Annotated in this window: 21 protein-coding genes and 1 pseudogene; 9 read left to right on the forward strand and 13 right to left on the reverse strand. The window is 60.2% G+C overall.

The window, feature by feature from the left end; all coding sequences use genetic code 11:
• Window positions 1-113: 113 nt before the first annotated feature.
• From HMPREF2760_RS00090 to HMPREF2760_RS00130, 8 genes and pseudogenes are all read right to left on the reverse strand, one after another.
• Entirely contained in the window at window positions 114-1427 is a 1314-nt protein-coding gene (locus HMPREF2760_RS00090) for a DUF6414 family protein (RefSeq protein WP_070533517.1), read from the reverse strand.
• Window positions 1424-2617, reverse strand: coding sequence for an ATP-binding protein (locus tag HMPREF2760_RS00095; RefSeq protein ID WP_148138827.1), 1194 nt, complete (start codon window positions 2615-2617; stop codon window positions 1424-1426). The genes HMPREF2760_RS00090 and HMPREF2760_RS00095 overlap by 4 nt, the downstream gene beginning before the upstream one ends.
• Before the next feature lie 446 nt (window positions 2618-3063).
• Window positions 3064-3774: pseudogene (locus tag HMPREF2760_RS12400) on the reverse strand (IS6 family transposase).
• Window positions 3775-4041: 267 nt separating this feature from the next.
• Window positions 4042-4656, reverse strand: coding sequence for a YdhK family protein (locus HMPREF2760_RS00105; RefSeq protein ID WP_049151221.1), 615 nt, complete (start codon window positions 4654-4656; stop codon window positions 4042-4044).
• Window positions 4657-4703: 47 nt separating this feature from the next.
• Window positions 4704-6938: a copper-translocating P-type ATPase gene (locus tag HMPREF2760_RS00110; protein WP_070520407.1), complete on the reverse strand. Its 2235-nt coding sequence runs from the start codon at window positions 6936-6938 to the stop codon at window positions 4704-4706.
• Window positions 6939-6989: 51 nt separating this feature from the next.
• Window positions 6990-7316, reverse strand: a complete 327-nt coding sequence (locus tag HMPREF2760_RS00120) for a heavy-metal-associated domain-containing protein (RefSeq protein WP_070520404.1) — start codon at window positions 7314-7316, stop codon at window positions 6990-6992.
• 140 nt (window positions 7317-7456) lie between these two features.
• A complete protein-coding gene (locus tag HMPREF2760_RS00125) occupies window positions 7457-8584 on the reverse strand; it encodes a sensor histidine kinase (RefSeq protein ID WP_070520402.1) in 1128 nt (375 codons plus the stop codon).
• A complete protein-coding gene (locus HMPREF2760_RS00130; protein ID WP_118781224.1) occupies window positions 8581-9303 on the reverse strand; it encodes a response regulator transcription factor in 723 nt (240 codons plus the stop codon). The genes HMPREF2760_RS00125 and HMPREF2760_RS00130 overlap by 4 nt, the downstream gene beginning before the upstream one ends.
• Window positions 9304-9706: 403 nt before the next feature.
• Here HMPREF2760_RS00130 and HMPREF2760_RS00135 point away from each other — a divergent pair, with 403 nt between their 5' ends.
• Window positions 9707-10282: a CueP family metal-binding protein gene (locus HMPREF2760_RS00135; RefSeq protein ID WP_070520399.1), complete on the forward strand. Its 576-nt coding sequence runs from the start codon at window positions 9707-9709 to the stop codon at window positions 10280-10282.
• A 71-nt stretch (window positions 10283-10353) separates the two neighbouring features.
• A complete protein-coding gene (locus HMPREF2760_RS00140; RefSeq protein WP_070520396.1) occupies window positions 10354-11835 on the forward strand; it encodes a multicopper oxidase family protein in 1482 nt (493 codons plus the stop codon).
• 35 nt (window positions 11836-11870) lie between these two features.
• On the opposite strand, the gene HMPREF2760_RS00145 is transcribed toward HMPREF2760_RS00140, so the two are convergent.
• Window positions 11871-12359, reverse strand: a complete 489-nt coding sequence (locus HMPREF2760_RS00145) for a hypothetical protein (protein WP_070533507.1) — start codon at window positions 12357-12359, stop codon at window positions 11871-11873.
• Window positions 12360-12621: 262 nt separating this feature from the next.
• Between HMPREF2760_RS00145 and HMPREF2760_RS00150 the strand changes: the two genes are divergently transcribed.
• A complete protein-coding gene (locus HMPREF2760_RS00150; protein ID WP_070596255.1) occupies window positions 12622-13338 on the forward strand; it encodes an ASCH domain-containing protein in 717 nt (238 codons plus the stop codon).
• Between the two features lie 48 nt (window positions 13339-13386).
• A complete protein-coding gene (locus HMPREF2760_RS00155; RefSeq protein ID WP_070596258.1) occupies window positions 13387-13800 on the forward strand; it encodes a hypothetical protein in 414 nt (137 codons plus the stop codon).
• A 2-nt stretch (window positions 13801-13802) separates the two neighbouring features.
• On the opposite strand, the gene HMPREF2760_RS00160 is transcribed toward HMPREF2760_RS00155, so the two are convergent.
• A complete protein-coding gene (locus HMPREF2760_RS00160) occupies window positions 13803-14321 on the reverse strand; it encodes a hypothetical protein (protein WP_070596260.1) in 519 nt (172 codons plus the stop codon).
• A gap of 104 nt (window positions 14322-14425) precedes the next feature.
• Between HMPREF2760_RS00160 and HMPREF2760_RS00165 the strand changes: the two genes are divergently transcribed.
• Window positions 14426-15253 (forward strand): esterase/lipase family protein, encoded by an 828-nt coding sequence (locus HMPREF2760_RS00165; RefSeq protein ID WP_070533500.1) that lies wholly within the window; start codon window positions 14426-14428, stop codon window positions 15251-15253.
• Window positions 15253-15549, forward strand: coding sequence for a CHY zinc finger protein (locus tag HMPREF2760_RS12405; RefSeq protein WP_083299197.1), 297 nt, complete (start codon window positions 15253-15255; stop codon window positions 15547-15549). Before HMPREF2760_RS00165 ends, HMPREF2760_RS12405 begins: the two co-directional genes overlap by 1 nt.
• A 4-nt stretch (window positions 15550-15553) precedes the next feature.
• Here HMPREF2760_RS12405 and HMPREF2760_RS00170 read toward each other — a convergent pair whose 3' ends face one another.
• Together HMPREF2760_RS00170 and HMPREF2760_RS00175 are read right to left on the reverse strand one after the other, a co-directional pair.
• Window positions 15554-16054, reverse strand: coding sequence for a hypothetical protein (locus HMPREF2760_RS00170; RefSeq protein WP_369821999.1), 501 nt, complete (start codon window positions 16052-16054; stop codon window positions 15554-15556).
• A gap of 35 nt (window positions 16055-16089) precedes the next feature.
• Window positions 16090-17412, reverse strand: a complete 1323-nt coding sequence (locus HMPREF2760_RS00175) for a M20/M25/M40 family metallo-hydrolase (protein ID WP_070520381.1) — start codon at window positions 17410-17412, stop codon at window positions 16090-16092.
• Between the two features lie 78 nt (window positions 17413-17490).
• Between HMPREF2760_RS00175 and bioB the strand changes: the two genes are divergently transcribed.
• From bioB to HMPREF2760_RS00190, 3 genes are read left to right on the forward strand one after another with little or no spacing between them, the layout of a single operon-like run.
• On the forward strand, window positions 17491-18471 hold the full coding sequence (gene bioB, locus HMPREF2760_RS00180) for a biotin synthase BioB (protein ID WP_070520377.1): 981 nt from the start codon (window positions 17491-17493) through the stop codon (window positions 18469-18471).
• Window positions 18471-18725, forward strand: coding sequence for a biotin synthase auxiliary protein BsaP (locus HMPREF2760_RS00185; RefSeq protein WP_070520374.1), 255 nt, complete (start codon window positions 18471-18473; stop codon window positions 18723-18725). The genes bioB and HMPREF2760_RS00185 overlap by 1 nt, the downstream gene beginning before the upstream one ends.
• Before the next feature lie 11 nt (window positions 18726-18736).
• Window positions 18737-19660, forward strand: coding sequence for a Sir2 family NAD-dependent protein deacetylase (locus tag HMPREF2760_RS00190; protein ID WP_070520370.1), 924 nt, complete (start codon window positions 18737-18739; stop codon window positions 19658-19660).
• Here HMPREF2760_RS00190 and HMPREF2760_RS00195 read toward each other — a convergent pair.
• Complete coding sequence (locus HMPREF2760_RS00195; protein WP_070520367.1) at window positions 19657-20406, reverse strand: esterase/lipase family protein; 750 nt, start codon at window positions 20404-20406, stop codon at window positions 19657-19659. The two genes, HMPREF2760_RS00190 and HMPREF2760_RS00195, sit on opposite strands and share 4 nt — an antisense overlap.
• Between the last annotated feature and the right edge of the window lie 126 nt (window positions 20407-20532).

A 20532-nucleotide genomic window follows, 5' to 3' on the forward strand; every position in this document is an offset into this window, starting at 1 on the left:
CCGCCGTTTTCTACCTCACCCCGCTACGCACCCCAAAACCGGAAGAGCCCGCAAAGCTTCCGATCCCTCTCTTGCGAATGACGGTGAAATAGTCACTACGGGTTAAATAGTCTTTACCAGTACAGAGCGATGATATCGCCTACCAAATAGAGATCTGAATCATCGTTCGGTGGGCGTAAGACGTTTTCCTCGCTCTTTAGTGGAGCTCCGGTTCCTCGGCCTAATTTAATTGCCTTGCTTCGCAAGTTTCCGATCTCATCGGGAGTGGTTTCTGTGCTTCCCGACGACGAAAGTAAAACATCAACTTGGTTAAATGCATTATTAAGTTGACTTTGAGAACTATTGGGAACCATTTGAGCTATTTCGTTAACTCGTGGCTCTAGTTGAACCTTGAGCTCCTCATTGTCGGTTCTGATTTGTAGGTAATGGCTGAGGATTCTTTCCACTGCATCTGAAAGCGGTGTTTCTGCTTTCTGCTTTCCGCTTAACAAGGAATTCAACTCGGCGATTTTTGTATCAAAGCCGTCGAAGCCAGGCAATCCCCTAGCAGCATCGAAGAGCTTGAGGGGAGACCAGCTAGTCGAGAGGGTATCTTGGCTAACTCGAACCAGGGCAATGCACTCGGATTTGTCGAAAAGGAAGCCTCGAACATCTCCCCAATAGTTGTCGAGTTGGGTAAGGCCGACGAGGCGGATAGGATTATTTGCCGTGCCATCAGCGCGACGGATGAGTGCGCTAGATTCTTTGTCCCAGCCCCAATCAACGAGCTCCGAGTTTATTGGAATTTGGCCGATTAGCATTTGCTGAATTAGTTGGGCGGCCTGGATAACGGTGTCGTCCAGGGAAACTCCGAGAGCTGGAGTATTGGCTGAGGTTTCGACAAGCGCGTTAGCAATGGTGCTATAGGCATAAATTGAGTGGGCTTCCAGGCGTATTCTGACCTGAATTAGTTGCCCGCGGTTTAGTCCACCAGTTGGTATCTCTGGTTGATTGCTGGATTGCGGCACGCCGTCCCAGATTTGACTTTCTTTTCCGGCGTAGGATTCTCTCGACACAAAATCTCTGAAAAGAGACTGTTCTGAAGAGACTTGTTCGATCTGTAAGGTTCTGCTTTTTCCAGATCGAAAGCTGATAGATGATGTGCCATTCGAGGCTCGATCATTGACCCGAGAAATAGATGCACCGCTGCCGGGTGTCAATCCAAAGTCCTTTGTTCTCGTCTGAGTAAGGGTCTTTTTGGCATCCTCAGGACCGAACCGGGAGATATACAAGCTGCGAAGAGCCAATTCATCGAGATAGAGGAACTGTCTTATGTCGCCCAGCGGTGACGCTTTACGGGAAAGCCGCTCGATTTTCCTTAGAATCCGTGAGCGACGGAAGCTTTCGTGCTTCTTCCTATAGTTTCGGAACCAACTCTTAATATTCACTTTTCTTCGCCCTTTCGAGCATTTCGCGCGGTAGTTGCTTTTTCAAATCCCAAAAGAAAGTGATCATTATATATTCTTGAACGACCTTCGATGACAGCTAACTCTCCTGAGTACTGGAGAATCGACCGTAGTTCTGCGGCAGTCCATCCTTCGGTTTGTGACGAAATTTTATCGAAGTCAATATCGTTGGCTAGCGTTGGCGTGCGAGACTTTAAAATCTCAAGACGGTCCATTTGATTCGGTAGACGAAAATATACTTCGCGGTCAAACCTCCCAGGTCGGCGCAGCGCGCGGTCAATGTCGGAAATACGGTTGGTTGCCCCGATAGTTAGGACATTTTCAGGTGCACCTACTCCGTCCATGTTCGTGAGAAATACATTAACGAGACGGGAACCGTGTTCATACGCATTCGAACGGTCTTTAGTTAAAACATCAATCTCATCAACAAAAATGATCGACATTTCTTGTTTAGCTGCGTCCTCGTATATTGCTTCAAGTCGTTCTTCACTTTGCCCTACCAGTTGACCACCTAGAGACGCGGTTGTAACCAAATAGAAGGCGGACCCAGACTGGGCTGCCATTATTTGAGCTAAAAAGGTATTCCCAGTTCCTGGTGGACCTGCGAAAAGGACCCCGTGTACAGGATCAACCTTCATCTGTGAGATTAAATCTCGTCCCTCCAGCGTGGTGTACAACTCTACTATTTGTTTTGCGTCGGTCAGTATCTCGTGCGAGCCGACAAAATAGTCCCACTGAAATCTCTCAGGGTCTAGGTCAATACGAAACTTCGAGGCACTGGCTTCATCCTCGATAGTGCTTTTTCGCGCTGCTTCTTGTGGGATGACTCTCAAAATCGAAGAACTCTCATTGAAGAGGGCGTAATCTCCCAGACTCCATCGAGCATTTCTATGCACCAACTTGTGGGCATACCCGTCTGGAGTCTTTATAAGAATTTCGTCGGGGCCGGACTTTTGTTCGATAACCCCAATTTGGGCCTTAACCTCCCAGCTCTCGTCGGATGCGATTTCCCAGCCCGAGGAATACACGAGGATGTCGCCTACCTTAGGGCTCAATGTCTTGATCTCTTGATCCCCGGCTAAAAGCAGCCCATTTGGTAAACGCACCATCGGCGTTCCTTGGGGTGTGAAGTGATCGAGCTTAACCGTGAGTGTTGTTAACGGTTCGTCCAATGATTCGCTTCTTCCGATTGCTCCCGCGGCATTACATGCGAGGTTGATGGATGTTTACGGCCTGAGTGGGCTTCACTCTATAGGTTGAGATTTATTAGCGTCTCAGTATATCCGCATCGTTTAACAGGAAGCACGCGATTCCTTTAGTCATTTGCATCCGCAGGATGCTTAGGATTCCGATTCGACGTGTTGCTGTAATTTTGTGTGCCAAACATTTGAGGTGGCGATGAATGAAGCATTGGTTGCGGATTTGATTTTCTGACGGCGGGTTGCCGTCTGGATAGATCGCGGGCCGATACTCGAATTCTGACTGGGATCGCTGTGTGGTGAAAGTTTGAGCAAATGCGCAGGTCGTTGAGTGATTGTTTAGTGCTGTTGCAAAGTTGGGCGGAGAGCAGCGAAGACTCAGTTTCTCATTTCCTGATGGCCGCTGCGTGTGGGCGTTGTTAGGCCGTCTCGAAGACCCTGTTGACGATCACCGCGTCCGGGTTCGGTTGCCCGTGAGGTCAAACACAGTGCCTTGCCCTTTCCGCAATGAGTGTATCGCCTCCATTCCTTTCAACGTCCGATATGCAGATGTCCGGTTCTTAAACGTGCCTTTCGGCCCGAGGATCCGCTTCAGTCGACCATGGTCGCCTTCTAGGATGTTGTTGAGGTATTTCACCTGTCGGTGTTCCACTGTTGGCGGGCAGGTTCCCCCTGACTTCAACTCGGCGATTGCCCTGGCTAGGGAGGATGCTTTATCGGTGTTGATCACTCTGGGATACCCGGCTGACGCATTGTATCTGAGAGCCTTGGCCAGAAAACGTTTCGCTGCGGCCACGTTCTGCTTCGGAGAGAGGTAAAAGTCCAGGGTCTGGCCACCGGCGGTGATCGCCCGATAGAGGTAGCACCACCTGCCGCCGATCCGGATATAGGTCTCACCACCCGCCAGGAACTGGCCTGCCAGTCAGGTACCTGCCGGTACCACCGTGTTTGCTTGTCCAGCTCAGGGGCGTATTTCTGGACCCAGCGGTAGATCGTGGTTGATCAACCGGCACACCCCGCTGAAGTCATCATTTCCTCCAAGTCTCGGTAGCTCACCCCTAGCGGCAGTACCACCGCACTGCCCACAGAATGATATCACGGGGGAAATGACGACCGGAGAAGATACCCATGGCTGTGATTATTTCACGTCGCTCTTCCTACTGCCCCAACTTTGCAACAGCACCCAAAGCCCTGGAATGAACTCCTGTCACCAGGGTCATTCCAGGGCATATTTCCCTGACTAAGAGAAGCAGTGACACAGAAGGCCTACCTCAGCGTGGGCCCTGTGGGCGTGCAGGTTCCGTGTGTGGCTGGTTTGCTTCGGCATGGTCGGCAGCGATTGATGACCGACTCTGGAGCGGGTGCCTTGTCTGGTCTCGCGGTTCAGGGTGGGTGGACTATTCGGCGGGTTGGATCTCGCTCTCGGTGACCCACTTGTGGTTGGTCATCGTCATCCCGTCGACGGTGAGATCAACCATGTAGACCGTCTCCTCGGTGGAGTAATCGATGGTGGCCTCAGCACCCTTCATGCCGGACATGTGCTCGGCATCCAGGACAACGCTCGCCCCGTCGGGCAGGGGGGCCTGACCCGGATCGACGAGCTCCTCATGGACGACCCAGCGGTGGTCGGTAACCGGGGCCCCACCCTCGGTGGGGGTGTAGCTGACCGAATAGGTCGTGGTGTCAAACGCCCCGGAAATGGTGGCTGTAGCCCCGTCCATGCCGGGCATGTGGTCAGCGGTGAGGATGACCTCAGTGCCCACCGGGTACGTGGGATCCTCGGCCTCTTCAATGCCTGCCGGCGGTGCCCCGCCGTCGGCAGGGTGGTCGTGCCCGCCGTGCTCTTCGTCGGCAGTGGTGGTGTCTTCCTGGTGGGTCTCGTTGGTCTCTGCGGTTGCCGTCGTGGTGCTGGTGGTGTCGGCATCGTCGGAGTTGTCGGTGGCGTCGCTGCAGGCGGTCAGCGCCAGGGTGGAGGTCAGTACCAAGGCGGCGAGGGTAATGCTGCGTTTCATGAGCGTTCCTTTCAAAGGTGGTGTGAGTTAGGGGTCGAGAGACAAGGTCAGTCAGTAACGGTTACGGGGGATATCGACCCACTGTGTTCCTCCTTCCCGTCGGTCGGAGCCAGGTGAGCCGGATCCAGATCAATGCGGCGCAACAGCTGGGCGTTCAGGGCCACCACGATGGTCGAGGCAGACATCAAGATCGCGCCCACGGCCGGGGACAGCACGAACCCGATCGAGGCGAGCACTCCGGCGGCCAACGGCACGGCGAGGATGTTGTAGCCAGAGGCCCAGATCAGGTTCTGGATCATCTTGCGATAGCTGGCCTGGGACAGCTCAATCATCGACAGCACTGCCCGCGGGTCATCACTGGCTAGGACCACCCCGGCAGATTCCATGGCCACATCCGTGCCGGCACCGATGGCGATACCGACTTCCGCGCGGGTCAGAGCGGGGGCGTCATTGACACCGTCACCGACCATGGCCACGCTCAAACCCCGGTCCTGCAGCTGCGTGACCTTGGTGTCTTTGTCCTGGGGCAGGACCTCGGCGAAGACCTCATCAATGCCTAGGTCCTGACCGACGGCGTGGGCCACCTGCTGGGCGTCGCCGGTGATTATCGCGACCTTCACCCCGCGGTCCTGCAGGGCTTTCACGGCGGCGCGGGATTCGGGGCGGATCTTGTCCTCGACGGCTACCGCACCGATGATCTGACCATCGCGGACAATATGGAGCACACCGGCCCCACGCCCGGTCCAGGCGCTGGTGGTGTCGGTGAGCTCGGCCGGGGTGGTGAGGTTGAACTCGCGCAGCATGTTCGGCCCGCCCACGAGGATCTCAGCGCCATCGACAGTGGCCCGGACCCCCCGGCCGGAGGCGGCGTTGAAACCAGTTGCACGGATTTGCCGACCGGAGGCCTCGGGATGGGCGGCCGCGGCCGCCACGATGGCGCGGGCCACGGGGTGCTCGCTGTCGGCCTCCGCGGCGGCGGCTAGGGCCAGCAGCTCGCCCTCGGTGACGCCGACAGCTGTCGCGATACCGGTGACCGCGTGCGCACCCTCGGTCAGGGTGCCGGTTTTGTCGAAGAGCACCACGTCGATGGTGCGCATCCGCTCGAGCGCCATCCGGTCCTTGATGAGCACCCCGGATTTCGCGGCCCGCTCGCTGGAGATCGCAATGACCAGCGGAATCGCCAGGCCCAGGGCATGTGGGCAGGCGATGACCAGCACCGTGACCGTGCGCACCACGACATCGTCCGGGCTGCCGATGATGGTCCACACCACCGCGGTGATCAGAGCGGAGATCAGCGCGAACCAGAACAATAACGCCGCCGCCCGATCCGCCAGGGCCTGGGCCCGGGAGGAGGACTCCTGGGCGTCGGCAACCATGCGTTGGATCCCGGCCAGGGCGGTGTCCCCGCCGGTAGCCTCCACCCGGATGCGGACGGTGTTGTCGGTGGCCACGGTACCGGCGACCACCTTGTCACCGGTGTCGCGGAAGACGGGACGGGATTCGCCGGTGATCATCGCCTCATCGAATTCGGCGGCTCCGTCGAGGATGGTTCCGTCGGCCGGCACCCGGGCACCGGCCCTCACCAGCACGACGTCGTCGACGACCAGCTCGGAGATGGCCACGGTGCGGGTGGTCCCGTCGACGATTTTCTCGGCCTCATCCGGCAGCAGGGCAGCCAGCGCGTCAAGCGCGGAGGACGCGGACCCGAGAGCGCGCATCTCCAGCCAGTGGCCCAGCAGCATGATGGTCACCAGCAGGGCCAGCTCCCACCAGAAGTCCAGGTCAAAACCGCCCAGCCCCAGAGTGGTGACCCAGGAGGCGACAAACGCCACGGTGATGGCCATGGCGATCAGGAGCATCATCCCGGGTTGGCGGGATTTCAGTTCTTTCCATCCGCCCTTGAGGAAAGGCGTTCCGCCGTAGCCGAAGATGATCGTGCCTAGCACCGGGGGGATCCAGGTGGATCCGGGGAATGCCGGGAGGTGGTAGCCGAGCAGGTGGGCGACCATGGGACTGAAAATAGCGACGGGAATGGACAGAATCAGCGACCACCAGAAGCGGTCCCGAAACATTGCGGTGCTGTGTCCGGCGTGTTCGCCGTGACTATGAACGTGGTGGTCTTCGTCCAGGGCGGAGTGCGGGTGATCGTGGGGCATCGCCTGGCCGTGGGTGTCGGCATCTGCGTGGTGTTCGTGGCTGGCATGATCCGGGTGGTGGGTGTGGTCTGTTTCCGGAGCGGGGTGATCACCATGGTGATCACCCGAATGGTGGGGAGTGCTCATGACGTTCCTTTCGCTCAACCCGGTCGGGGTCGAGATGATGAGTAAAACTGATCAGGATAAGACGGTGTAGCCGGCCTCCTCGATGGCCCGGCGAACCATCTCCGGAGGTACGAGACCGGTGACCGTGACGGTGGAAACACCACCAGCAGCGAGATCAATCTGGACGTCGTCGACCTGGGGGAGGGCCTGAAGGGCCTGGGTCACGCTTTTCGCGCAGTGCCCGCAGGTCAGGCCGGTGACCTGGTAGCTAGGGGAGGACCCTCCTGCTGACGAGTCGCTGGCGGCAGGGATGGAGGCGGTGTCGGCACGTGAGGCAGGTCCGCAACAGCTGCAGCCGTGGGAGGCCATCGGCAAGAGGCGGGGCGGGGAGGTGATCATGGGAAAGCTCCTTCGGTTCGGTGGGGTGCGGCGATGCCGCTCTCTAGCATATACCCCCCGGGGGTATATTTTCAGCATACCCCAGGGGGGTATATTTTCAATGGGTCGAGGTCGCGGCCCTCACGCGGGGCAGGGTGTGGTCACCGAGCAGCCTCCTCACTGTCGGGAGGGGACAGCGGGAGGCGGAGGGCAAAGACCGCTCCGCGACCGGGGCCGGGGGAGGTGGCGGTGAGAGTGCCGCCGTGGGCCTCGATCAATGCCTTGGAGATGGTCAGACCGATACCGGCCCCGCCGTTGTCCCGGGTGCGGGCGGCATCCCCCCGGTAGAAGCGTTCGAAGATGTGTCCGAGCTGGTCAGGTGGGATGCCCTCGCCGTCATCGGCGACGTGGATGAGCGCGGTGGACGCCCCCTGTCGGTGGACGCTGATCCGGACCTGCCCGCCGGCCGGGGTGTGCCGTAGCGCGTTCGACAGGAGATTGCTCATCACCTGGCCGAAGCGTTGCCGGTCCACGAGCACCCGGGCGGTGTCCGTAATGGTCTCGACCTGTAAATCGACGCCTTTGTCAGCATAAGCTTCCCCCGCGGCAGCAGCGGCGGTGTGGAGCAGATCCCCGAGCCCTTCCTCCGCCAGGTCCAAATCGATCCGGTGTTCCTGGGCCCGGGAGACATCGTCAATGTCTTCCATCAACCGGGTCAGGCGGGTGAGTTGGTCAGCCATGATCGTGTGGGTGGCATTATTCCAGTCCACGACCCCGTCCTGGAGACCATCGAGGTAGACCGTGAGCACCGATAAGGGGGTGCCCATTTCGTGGGCCAGATCAGAGAGCATCTGGCGGCGGACCTGTTCGGTGTGTTCCAGCCGGTCGGCCATGGTGTTGAAGGCATGCGCCAGGGTGGTGACCTCGGGGCCTGCTTTTCCGGCGGGCACGCGGATACGGGAGTTGCCGGCCGTCAGGCTGGTAGCGGCGCGGGTGAGATCCTGCAGGGGGGTGCGCAGACGACGCGATAACCACAGGCTGGCCAGCAGGGCGCTGATCAAGGCGGTGGGCAGGGCGACGGCCAGGGTGATCAGGTTGGCGCCCCGGTAGGCCTGCTCGGCATGGAACAGCTCCAGCGAGGGGTCCTCCTGGCCGGTCATCAACATATGATCATGGAACAGGGTCGGACCCACCATCGTGGCCACGGCCGCGGCCACCAGTAGGCTAATCACCACGACCAACACCTGGGCGGCCAGGAAGCGGAAGGTCAGGCCGGGTCCGTGATTCATGGTTGCCCCACCCGGTAGCCCACGCCACGCACGGTGTCGATAAACCCCCGGCCCCGGGTGTCGGTGCCGAGCTTGCGACGCAAGTTGCCGATGTGGACATCGACGATGCGTTCATCACCGACCCAGGTGGTGTCCCAGACCTCGGTGACCAGGTCGTGGCGGGTCAGCACCTGGCCGGGGCGCAGGGCCAGGGCAACCAGCAGCTCGAACTCCGTCCGGGTGAGCTCCACGGTCGTCTCCCCTACCCGCACCTGATGGGCGATGGGGTCAAGGATGAGGTCACCAACGATCAAGGGGGTGGTCACCTGCGGTGGGGTGGTGCTGGTGCGCGGGCGGCGTAGCACCGCATGCACCCGGGTCACCAGTTCCCGGATGCTAAAAGGTTTGGTGATGTAGTCATCCGCCCCCAGGGTCAAACCGCTGATCTTGTCGTCCTCGCTGCCACGCGCGGTGAGCATGAGGATGTAGCAGTCCGAGAAGGTGCGGATCCGTCGGCACACCTCCAGGCCGTCGAGTTCGGGCAGCCCCAGATCCAGCACCACAACATCGGGGGAAAAGCGACGGGTCTCGTCCACGGCCTGAGTGCCGGTGTGCGCCTGGCGGGTATCGAAGCCGGCCCGGATGAGGTAGGAGGCCACCATCTGAGCCAGGGGTTGTTCATCATCGACGACCAGCACCCGCCCCGGGGGCGTGGCGGTGGTCGGTGTGCGGTTAGCCATGGACCCCAGTATCGCTCCGGCCAGGGGGAATATCACCCTCGCTCAGTGCCCAACGGGGAAATCTTCATCAAATCTTCAAACATCACCCTTCGACCGCCGTCACCCCTGCGCCCCACCCCGGGCCGGCGGCATCGCCTCCCCTGGTCGGTTCAGCAGGCGCCACCAGGGATTTCACTGCCTGCACCGCATACCCGGGGCGGGTAGAAGGACATCGCCCACGGCTGTGGGGTGGTGTCCCGGTGGTGACCCAGCCCACCGAATTCGCCCCCTTTTCGCCCTGTTATAAGGCTGTGAGCAGGGGTTTTGATTTCTAGTCCGTCAGGCACCCGTGCTAGATAAAGGTATGGCATCGACCTTGAGGCGGTGTCTTCTCACGGTCTTACCACGATCCAAGGAGATTGACGTGAAACGAGCAGCGATCGCAGCCGCCGCCCTTGCCCTCGCCCTCACGGGGTGTTCGGCCGCCGACCCGGAACCCACCGCCGACGGGACGGTGTCCCAGGATACATTCCTGACTACCCATGGCCTGGCCGGCATGGACGCGGTGGAGATCATTGATCACCTCGACCGGCAGAAGGTCACGGAGCGTCCCACGGATCTGATCGCCTCAGTGCGTGCCGATGAACTGCTGCTCTCGAGCGATGACCAGGAAGTCGTGGTCGATCTTCCCGACAATCAGACGTATGTCTCGATCGCACCCTATCTCACCTCCACCCACGACTGCTTCTACCACAGCCTCACGACCTGCCTGGGGGAACTCGACAATGAGGATATCCAGGTCACGATCACCGATGAGGCGACCGGTGAGGTGCTGGTGGACGAGGCGACAACCACCTTCGACAACGGGTTTATTGGCTTCTGGCTTCCCGATGATGCCACCGGCCTGATTGAGGTCAGCTACCAGGGGCGTACCGGCACCACGGAGTTTTCCACCGCCGACGACGGTGCCACCTGCGTCACAGACCTGCGCCTGACGTGATGGCTCAGCAGGGTCCTCACCTGCACCTGTCTCCCGTGTCACTGAAATCTAGCACCAAGGAAGGTTAAATCATGATGAACGCGTTTCCCCGACGACAGTTTCTGCTCGGCGGGCTCGTCCTCGCCGGCACCGGGGCCGTGGCCGCCTGCACCAGCGACCCTGGACCCGCTGCCTCGGCACCAGGTTCCTCTCTTCGCCCCACTCCCACCCCCACTGCGCTCGGCGAGCCGACGGTGCGCCGGACACTGACCGCCCGGCCCCTCTCTCTGGATATCGGCGGTATCGAAGCCAAGACGTGGGGATACGTCTCTGACACCGGGGATACGGCCATTGAGGCCACCGTCGGCGACGTCCTCCAGGTCGATATCACCAATGAACTGCCTGAGAGCACCTCCATCCACTGGCATGGCATCGCACTCCACAACGCAGCCGACGGTGTGCCCGGCATGACCCAGGACCCCATTGAACCTGGCGAGTCTTTCTCCTATGTTTTTGAAGTCCCCCACGGTGGCACCTACTTCTACCATTCCCACTCCGGCCTGCAGCTTGATCGCGGCCTCCACGCCCCACTGATCGTCCGTGACCCGCAAGACGCTGAGGACCAGGACGTCGAGTGGACCATCGTGCTCGACGACTGGGTCGATGGCATTCAGGGCACTCCCGACGATGAGCTCGACAAGCTCACCGGAATGGGCTCGGGCGACCATAACGGGAAGAAGGGGATGGGAGGCCACGGCCATATGATGCACGGCACCCCGGACCGGGTACTGGGCGGGGATGCCGGCGATGTGATGTATCCGCACTACCTCATCAACGGACGTATCCCCCGTGCTCACCGGACCTTCGAGGCTCGCCCGGGTGACAAGGCCCGCCTGCGGTTTATCAACTCCGGCGGTGACACCATCTTCAAGGTGGCCCTCGGTGGTCACCGCATGACCGTCACCCACACCGACGGCTTCCCCGTCCAGCCCCGGGAGACCGAATCGATCTACCTGTCGATGGGCGAGCGTGTCGACGTCGAGGTCATCCTCGGCGACGGCATCTTCCCGCTCACGGCTTTGGCGGTGGGTAAAGACGACCGCGCCTTCGCCGTCATCCGCACCGCCGGCGGCCAGGCCCCTCACCCCGATGTCGACTTCCCCGAGTTGTCGTCCACCGGACTGCTTCTGTCCTCCCTGAAGCCAGCAGACCGTGCACTCCTGCCCGAGGACACACCAGACCGAGAAGTCAGCATCGACCTGGGCGGGCAGATGATGCCGTATGAATGGAGCATTCTCACCGACGGCCAATCCTCCTCCGCGATCGTGCAGGCGGGCCAGCGCCTGCGGATGGTCATGCGCAACAGGACCATGATGCCCCACCCCATGCACATCCACGGTCACACGTGGGCGCTGCCCGGCAGCGGCGGGCTACGCAAGGACACCGTCCTTCTCCGCCACGGTGAAACCATGATCGCCGACCTGATCTCTGACAACCCCGGTGAGTGGGCATTTCACTGCCATAACGCCTATCACATGGAAACCGGGATGTTCAGCTCGCTTCGCTACGAGTAACCCGGCTCTTTTCCGCTTTGTCCTGCGGTATACAGCTAAGGTCGTTGTGCCCGTATATCGGGGACTCGGGAATTGTCCTTGATCCATGCTTCGGCATGAGGATCAATAAAGCTTGCCACCATTTGGATGGCGTTATCAACGGAGTCAAGATCTTCAAACTGCTGTCTGCTGCCAGGGGTTTTCTTCAACGCCTTCTTAACCTGAGGCCAGACGCTCGCCTGATAGTGACTGCTTAGGAGGAAGCGCCAAAAGTCGAAGCTGAGTTCAGCGATGATTTTTCCTGGTGGTGCGCCTTCCTTCCCGGCCCGTTTCTTCGCTTTGCGGATATTCTTCTTCGCTGCATCGTTGAAAGGGATTCGATCGTCGTCAAACCATCGCTCGCCGTACCTTCCGGTTAGGGCATTGTGAATGCTATTTCGGAGGAGTACTTCGAGGTGTTCGATGTCTGCGAGATAGGTCTTCGTGAGGTGAGTATTCCAAAGGTAGAGCGTTTCTGGTGATGGATGATCGGTGTACCTGCTCATTCGCGCAGATGAAAACCACTGGGACAGCTGTACTTGGGCTGGGCTTGGATTTCCATATGGATATGATAATGTGCGCTTTGAAAACCCCGGAACGATCCCTGCACTACGAAAGTAGGAGTAAATCGCCGGGGTTATTGATATCTTCGGGGAATGATAGCGGCCAGAAATTCGAAGTTTTCGCCCTTATTTACCGTGAATGACAGCGACAGATTTGTGATCCCTTGGGCTTAGGAGTTGTGGCAGTAACAGCTACCTTTGAAGGGTGATTACTAATGAACTCCGAGAATTACTGACCGTAGCCACGACCCATGCGCAGCGCTTCCACGACGGGGAAGATCACACCGTAGCCGCAGCCCTCCTGACTGAATCCGGCAAACACGTGCTCGGTTTGAACGCATACCATTTTCTCGGTGGCCCCTGTGGTGAAATCTCGGCCTTAGCTAACCACGCTGCTAGTCATCCCGAGGATCCTATCCGAGCGGTAGTCGCCGTCCACGGCCCGACTGGCCAGGTGCTTTCGCCCTGTGGAAAATGCCGCCAAGTGCTATTTGATACTGATCCGTCTATCCAGTGCATCGTGCGCGGAAGCAATGGACTTGAAGCACTCACCGTGGAAGAGCTCTTACCGTTCGCATATAACTGGCGTGACATGGACAAAGAGCAACGCATCTATATGTGGGAAGGCTACGAGAAATCAATTCGAAGCGGAGAAAAACAACAAACAATTCGGGTGGATGACCCCTTCCACGAAGGAAGCGCCCAGATTGTCTTCGAGAAAGAATCCGGAGAGGTTGTCGCCATTCCCGCAGAAGTCACTTCTGTCGTCTCTACCCAGCGGAGGTCCTTGACGGAGGAACAGGCCCGAAGAGATGGCTTTGGTTCTCTTGCTGAGCTCCACGAAGCGCTCGATACTCACTATCCCGGATTAGCTGAGGATGACGAGGTCGACGTCGTAGAGTTCACACTCCGTAAGGCTTAAGTACTTCGGTAAAGACGACGGGGAAAGGGTTTTGCCTAGACTGTCGGTATGTTCGGCCCCGCTTCCACCCAGCCACCGCGGCTTATAGATTTCCCTGTGCTGCGGTTACCATTTGTGGAGTTCGTGCTTGTTGGGCTGCTGGTGGCCCTCTTTTTCGTCGATACGCAAGGAACTGATGCTGAGAGTGGCTTCCTTGCAGTCTTTGTGCTTCTTCCCGCACTCGTGTTTCTGGGAATTGCCTACCTTGTTTCCCTGCCCATGCAGCGGAAGGTCATTACAGATTTCCGCCTGGATGCCGTTTTTGTCGTTATCGGGGCGGTTGGTCTCTTCGGCTGGATCGGGCAGATGCTCATCGCTTTGCCCTTCCTGTGCTGCCTACCCGTGGGGCTTTCAGCACTGATCCGCAGAGGCATCGCCTTTGCGTTGTGGAAGAAGGGTAAAGGCCCTCAACTGCCGGAATGAGGTTATGCGCTTTGCCAGCGCATCCTGCCATCAGAAGCGGGTGCGCATGTCATCGGGACACCTCTCTTTGATACGCCGCTTCCGCCATTGCAATACGCGCCGGGGTGAACGTAGTTCTCTTCTACGGCGGGAGCTTCATACACCGCGGCGGCTTCTTGAACTGGAGGATTCGCAGCCATCATTTCGTCGGCGCACTGTTGCGTCCAGCCAGAGGTTCCATCGCTGAAGAATGTCGTTCCGGTTTCGTGTAGCGAGACATCACCGCAGGACTCGATGGTTTTCTCCATCGGAGTAGGTTGCGCCGCACCGGGCGCCTCGGTGAAGCCGATGACTTCTTCTTGCGGTTGATCCACGTCGACGTCTTCGACGCTTTCCTCCGCTGCGGGAAGGGTGGGGCGCGGGGCGTCTTCAGTAACGCTGGTGCTTGACGACGTCTCACTCGCAGGGGTGGATTCAACGTCGAGAGAGGAACAGCCGCCGAGCACAAAGAGCGCAGAGGCAATACAGAGAAGTCGCTTCATTTCAGGTCCTTTGTTTATCTACCTCTATGGTAGTGACGGGTACCCTAGTTGCGCACAGGAATCACACAGTAGCTGGCCAGGCTCGGCGGATAAGCTGGTGCCTCATGAAAAACGGCTTTTTACAGCGCGCTTTCCTTGCAATCCTCCTCGGCACTGCCGCCCCCGTTCCGGCTCATGCCCAGACCATGGAGACCTCCGCCGCGCAGGATCTCGGCATCAATGATCCTGACTGTAAGCCCACGGGTTCCGTCACTGAACCCGTTGTTTTATTGCACGGTACTTCGGCAAACTCGGCCGAGTGGAACGATCTCATCCCGAAGCTCAAGGACCAAGGGATGTGCGTGTGGGCCTTCGACTATGGCGCCGAGGACATTGCGTACCAGAACGCCTACGACTACATGAAGGGGATTGCGGATCTAGATTCTTCCGGGCGCGAGATCGCCGGGCATATTGAACACATCCGTGAGGTCACCGGAGCAAACAAAGTAAACCTCGTCGGTTTCTCCCAGGGCGGCCTGCACACCAAGACCTTCACACAACTCTACGGCTCAGCGGATGAAGTGAACCGCGTGGTCACCATCGGTGCGAACTTCCACGGGACGACGTGGGGCGGGCGGGCAACGCCCCTCAAGACGGCCGCAAAGATCGCGCCCGATGTGGTTGATTTCCTCGGCACCAGCGCTGGCATCGAGCAGTTGGAGGGCTCGGATTTTATGGAGAATCTCAACCAGCTTCCGGATACCGCGCCCGGCGTTACTTACACGTCCATCTATTCGCCGGCGGATAATACCGTGACGCCGAACCAGACCTCGGAGCTGAGCGCTGTTCCGGGCGCGGACGTGGTCAATGTGGAATCCGCCCCAGTCGAACATGGAAATCTACCCCATGACCCGCGCGTGCACGATCAGATTCTGTGGGGGCTCACGCGTTAGTGACACACATCCAGGGTGCCATCGATGCGGACGGCCGGTGCCGTCACTGGCACACGCTTGTCGACGTCATTGCGAACAAGTGCCACACCTGCGGCGGATGGTTCGCGTGTTCGCTCTGCCACGCGGAGCTGACCGACCATGAATTCGGACCCATGCCGAAAGACCAGCTCTGCGTCATGTGCGGGGCCTGCGGCCGAACAATGACCTATGCCGAATACTCAGCATATAAATGCCCCGCGTGCGGGCATGCCTTCAATACAGGCTGTGCGCTGCACGCGGGGACGTATTTCCGCTAGTCTTCTACGGCAAAAGCTGGGCCAGCGGGGTGCCCTCGACGAGGGTCTTGAGGTACGCCAGAATGTCCGGGACGTTGAAGGTGAAGTTGCCGATGGTCACCGGGAAGGTCGGAAAAGCGTTGTTCGATGGGGCGTTATTGCCGTTATTTGCCGGGGCACCACCACCGTTGTTGGCAGGGACAGTGTTGTTAGCTGGTGCAGTGTTCTGAGCAGGAGCAGTGTTGCCGCCGCCACCGTTCAGGCCGCAGCGAGCGATGGCCTCGTCGGCGCGGGCGACGGCGTCGCGGATCTCGGGACCACGCGGGTGGAAGTTGGCAGCAGCCAGCGCCTGGGACTTCTTGCTGTTGTAGTCAGACGGATTGGTGTAGTACTTGGTGGCCTGCTCACAGGAAATCTGGCCGGCAGGGACCTTGGCCAGGTAGTCATCCACCATGTCGGCGGATGCGGTAGGGGCGGACAGGCCGATGGCAGCAGCAACGGAGCAGAGGACAAGCTTATTTCTCATGCGCCACATTGTGCCACAGCTTTTACACGTTTGCGTTAGTGCTCGCTTCCTAAGAAACGATTTACCAGCGAAAAATACGCCTTCACAGTCAAATCCAAGTCTTCCAGGTAGAGGTGTTCGTCGTGGCTGTGCAGCTGCGAGTTTGCGCTGGCCATATCCCGATCCTCCGCATGCAGCGCGAAGCCATAGGCGTTGCCGCCGCGGCGACGCGCCACGCGCAGGTCGGAACCACCCGTCGCCAGCACCGGCAGCACCTCCTTATCCGGAAAAAATTCGTGGGCGGTCTCCTCGATGCAGCGCCACAGTTCAGTATCGGTGGAGGACTGTGTGGCGTCCTCCGTAATAAGGTGCTCGATCTCTACTTCGTCGGCCATATCGCCGAGGGCCTCACGCAGGAACTCGTCGAGCTCCTCCTGGGTCTGGCCAGGGAAGGGGCGGATATCCATCTCCAGGTAGGCGTGGGAAGGCAGCACGTTGATGGCGCCACCCGCGCGCAGGACAGTTTGGGCAATTGTCGTGTGCGAGAAGGCGTGAGCGTAGGCGGACAAACTACCGAACTTTTCATAGTCGGCCGCGGTAGCGGAGCCGTCGAGAAGCGCTGCCTCCGTTGCGGGGTCGAAGCGGAAGGTCTTGACGAATCCCTGCCACACCTCATCCGTGGCCACGGGTGGCTCGGCGGCGGCGATGCGGCGAGCAACCTCACCGATTTTGACGATGGCAAAGTCCTTCCCAAACGGCGTGGAGCCATGGCCGGCATCGCCGTGCACGTGCAGACGGCGCTGGCCCGCGCCCTTCTCACCGACGTTGAAGCCGAGCGCGCCGGGCAGGTGGCTGCCGCCGGTTTCCGAGAGGCAGTTGCGCACCGAGTAGGCCTCCGGGTGGTGCTTATCCATCCAGATGGAGCCCAAGCCGCCGCGGGCCTCCTCGTCGGCCATGCCGACAAAGGCCAGGGTGCCGCCGGGGTTGCCGCGCTGAGCGACATCGCGAGTCACCGCCGCCATCGTCGCCGTAATAAAGAGCATGTCCACCGCGCCGCGGCCGTAGAGCTTGCCATCTTCGATGACGGCGTCGAAAGGTGGCTTGGTCCACTTGGGCTCGTCGACGGGCACGACGTCGGTGTGGCCCATGAGCGTGAGCGGCTCCTTGTCCGGGTCACCCGGAACGGTCACCACGATGGTGACGCGGCCCGGGTGCGATTCATAGCGTTGAATCTCCACCGGGGTGCCTGCGAAAAACCGCTCCAACGTGTCGGCATTGCGGACCTCGTGGCCGGAATCCGGAGTGAGGTCATTGACGCAGGCATTGCGAATGAGCTGCTGAAGCAGTGCGAGGGTGTCGTCGTAGAGCGTGGAATCCATGGCCTAAAGGGTAGCCCGGACTACATGAAACCGGCAGATTTACCACAACTTGAACGGTGTTCAAGTAATGTTTCCCGCATGAGCATCGTAGACATCGCACGCGAGAAGGCCCTGGAGCAGGGCATCGGCCTCAACGAAGAAGAACTCCTGCAGGTTCTCCAGATCCCGGATGAGCAGCTGGAAGAGATCGCGGACATCGCCCACAAGACCCGCCTCAAGTGGTGTGGTCCGGACGTGTCCGTGGAAGGCATCATCTCCATTAAGACCGGCGGCTGCCCGGAGGATTGCCACTTCTGCTCACAGTCGGGCCTGTTTGATTCTCCCGTACGCGCCGCGCGTCTCAACATTCCGGAGCTGGTGGAGGCCGCCAAGAAGACGGCCAAGACGGGTGCGACGGAGTTCTGCATCGTGGCAGCTGTGAAAGCCCCAGATGAGAACCTCCTGTCCCAGGTTGCCGAGGCCATTCCGGCCATCCTGGATGAAGTCGATATCGAAATCTCCCTCTCGCTCGGAACCCTGACCCGCGAGCAAGCGCAGCGCCTCAAGGACATGGGCGCCCAGCGCTATAACCACAACCTGGAGACCTCCAAGTCCTTCTTCCCCAACGTGGTCACCACGCATACCTGGGAGGAGCGCAAAGAGACCCTCGAGAATGTCCGTGCAGTCGGCATGGAAGTCTGCTCCGGCGGCATCATCGGAATGGGCGAATCACTAGAAGACCGCGCCGAATTCGCTTACCAGCTGGCCCAGATCGAGCCCTGCGAGGTGCCGATGAACTTCCTTGATCCCCGCCCGGGCACCCCGTTCGCGGATTACCCGCTGGTCCCGCTCGGTGAGGCGCTGCGCGCCGTGGCCGCATTCCGCCTGGCCATGCCGTCCGTGACCCTCCGTTTTGCAGGCGGCCGCGAGCTCTCCCTCGGTGACGACGGCACCGAAAAGGGCCTCCTCGGCGGCATCAACGCCATCATCGCCGGAAACTACCTGACCACGCTGGGCAAGCAGATCGAGAAGGACGTCGACATGCTCGGCCGCATCGACCTGCCCATCAAGGCGCTCTAATGAACAGCTCGACGGAGCTGGCCGCTGCCGTACTCGCCGGCGAGGAGCCGCTGTTCCACCCCAACACTGGGAAACCACTAAGCGAGGAATTCACCCTGCACCCGGCAGCCGCGGCCGGCCTGGACGTCCCGCGCTATTGCCAGCTGTGCGGGCGCCGCATGGTGGTGCAGGTGCGCCCGGACGGCTGGAACGCGCGCTGCTCGCGCCATGGCGAGCTCGACTCGGACTATCTCTATGAGGAGGTACTTCCGTAAGCTGGGGCACCATGGATCCCGCTGTTGCCCACGCCCATCGGTCTGCGCTGCGCTCGATTTCCCGCGTCGTCTCAGAGATTGCGACCCCGACGCCTCCACAACAAGCGTTGAACGCCGTCGCCGAGCAACTACGCCGCGGCAACGTCATGGTCCTCACGGGAGCAGGTGTATCTACAGAATCAGGCGTGCCGGATTACCGCGGCCCGAACGGCTCCCTCAGCCGGCACCGCCCCATGACCTACCAGGAGTTCCTGCACGACCCGCAGGCCTCCCACCGCTACTGGGCCCGCGCCTTTGTGGGCTGGCGGGTCATGCAGGCCGCACACCCCAACCGCACGCACTACGCTTTGGTCGAGCTCGAGCGCGCCGGGCTTCTCACGGGCGTTGTCACGCAGAACGTTGATGGCCTGCACGAGGAAGCTGGGCAGCGCAACCTCATCGCCCTGCATGGGGATATGCAGCACGTCGTGTGCTTGAGCTGCGGGTACGAAGAAGCACGCGCGGACTACGACGCCCGCGCGGCCACAGCCAACCCGGAATTCCTCCAACGCTGGGCAGTCAACAAAGCGGACGTGAACCCCGACGGCGACGTCGCCCTCAGCGAGGAAGCAGTGGAAGAATTCGTCATGCCCGGCTGCGTGCAGTGCGGCTCGCAGCGCCTGAAGCCAGACGTAGTCTATTTCGGTGAGCCAGTGCCTACCTACAAAAAGGACGCCGCCTATGCGATGGTCAACGCGGCGGACTCGGTGCTCGTTGCCGGTTCTTCGTTGGCGGTCATGAGCGGCTTTCGGTTCGTCCTAGAGGCCAAGAAACAAGGCAAGCGCGTGGCCACCATCAATGGAGGGCCGGGACGCGCCGACGATCGCGTCGACACCCTGTGGCGCACCCAGGTGGGCCCGGCTTTCGACGCGATCCTGGATGAGCTAGAACTCTAAAGCTGCTCCAGTTCTTCGAGCACCACGTGGCATACCCGCTTGTCCAAGGGCATGTCTTCGTGGCGGATTATCGCGCGGCGCTCGATGTCCTGAATATAGATATTTCGTACCTGCTGGCCGTTGAGGAAGCAGGTGTTGGGTGGAACCACGACGGCATCGGAGCGCGTGGCGATGCACGTATAGCTCACACCGGGTTCGACCTCACTGTCGCGGTTCGTTGCCTCCACGACCTCGCTGCCGACTACTTGCTGCATGCCGGCGGGGCCAAACCAGCCGTCGATAAGCGTGCGCACGACCTCCTCCTGGCGCTCGCCACGGAAGAGGGGGCTGGCAATTCCGCCCTGGGTCGTTCCGTGGTTGGGCGCACTGATGCAGACGACGTGCCGTACAAACCCCGCGCTATCGTGCATGCGCATCCAATAGCGAGCCAGCAATCCGCCCTGGGAATGCCCCACGAGGATCACCTTTTCCGCGCCGGTGACGGCAAGGACGGCGTTGATGTAGGCGTCGAGCTGCCGGGCGGATTCCTGCAGGGGAGCGGTGGCGCGGGTCCCGTAGTCAGGGGCGAAGGTGGCCCAGCCAGCGGCGCGGAGCATGTCTGCGAGGACTTGCCAGACGCCTTTGCTGTCGCAGGTTCCGTGGATCAAAATAACCGGCCAGGGTCGTTCGGCGGTGGGGCGCGCGGACCAGTCGTCTTCGCACACGCCTCGCGTCCGCCTGCGGGCACCGAGGGGGAGTGTGGTCATGGGATTGCAGTTTACCCTTGACGCCCCTCCAACTTTTTTACTAAGCTAAGGCTTGCCTAATACGGGCCGGGCGGTGAGCTCCACACCGCACGCGTTACCGGATTAGTCATGGGGATAGAGCCCGCC

It is taken from the genome of Corynebacterium sp. HMSC065D07, from assembly GCF_001810695.1.
Lineage (GTDB): Bacteria > Actinomycetota > Actinomycetes > Mycobacteriales > Mycobacteriaceae > Corynebacterium > Corynebacterium hesseae.

Bases quoted from the DNA above. Each gene is read 5' to 3' on its own strand.
- HMPREF2760_RS00105 (WP_049151221.1), bottom strand. From the start codon at position 4,656: ATGAAACGCAGCATTACCCTCGCCGCCTTGGTACTGACCTCCACCCTG.
- HMPREF2760_RS00110 (WP_070520407.1), bottom strand. From the start codon at position 6,938: ATGAGCACTCCCCACCATTCGGGTGATCACCATGGTGATCACCCCGCT.
- HMPREF2760_RS00120 (WP_070520404.1), bottom strand. From the start codon at position 7,316: ATGATCACCTCCCCGCCCCGCCTCTTGCCGATGGCCTCCCACGGCTGC.
- HMPREF2760_RS00125 (WP_070520402.1), bottom strand. From the start codon at position 8,584: ATGAATCACGGACCCGGCCTGACCTTCCGCTTCCTGGCCGCCCAGGTG.
- HMPREF2760_RS00130 (WP_118781224.1), bottom strand. From the start codon at position 9,303: ATGGCTAACCGCACACCGACCACCGCCACGCCCCCGGGGCGGGTGCTG.
- HMPREF2760_RS00140 (WP_070520396.1), top strand. From the start codon at position 10,354: ATGATGAACGCGTTTCCCCGACGACAGTTTCTGCTCGGCGGGCTCGTC.
- HMPREF2760_RS00145 (WP_070533507.1), bottom strand. From the start codon at position 12,359: ATGAGCAGGTACACCGATCATCCATCACCAGAAACGCTCTACCTTTGG.
- HMPREF2760_RS00155 (WP_070596258.1), top strand. From the start codon at position 13,387: ATGTTCGGCCCCGCTTCCACCCAGCCACCGCGGCTTATAGATTTCCCT.
- HMPREF2760_RS00160 (WP_070596260.1), bottom strand. From the start codon at position 14,321: ATGAAGCGACTTCTCTGTATTGCCTCTGCGCTCTTTGTGCTCGGCGGC.
- HMPREF2760_RS00165 (WP_070533500.1), top strand. From the start codon at position 14,426: ATGAAAAACGGCTTTTTACAGCGCGCTTTCCTTGCAATCCTCCTCGGC.
- HMPREF2760_RS00170 (WP_369821999.1), bottom strand. From the start codon at position 16,054: ATGAGAAATAAGCTTGTCCTCTGCTCCGTTGCTGCTGCCATCGGCCTG.
- HMPREF2760_RS00175 (WP_070520381.1), bottom strand. From the start codon at position 17,412: ATGGATTCCACGCTCTACGACGACACCCTCGCACTGCTTCAGCAGCTC.
- bioB (WP_070520377.1), top strand. From the start codon at position 17,491: ATGAGCATCGTAGACATCGCACGCGAGAAGGCCCTGGAGCAGGGCATC.
- HMPREF2760_RS00185 (WP_070520374.1), top strand. From the start codon at position 18,471: ATGAACAGCTCGACGGAGCTGGCCGCTGCCGTACTCGCCGGCGAGGAG.
- HMPREF2760_RS00190 (WP_070520370.1), top strand. From the start codon at position 18,737: ATGGATCCCGCTGTTGCCCACGCCCATCGGTCTGCGCTGCGCTCGATT.
- HMPREF2760_RS00195 (WP_070520367.1), bottom strand. From the start codon at position 20,406: ATGACCACACTCCCCCTCGGTGCCCGCAGGCGGACGCGAGGCGTGTGC.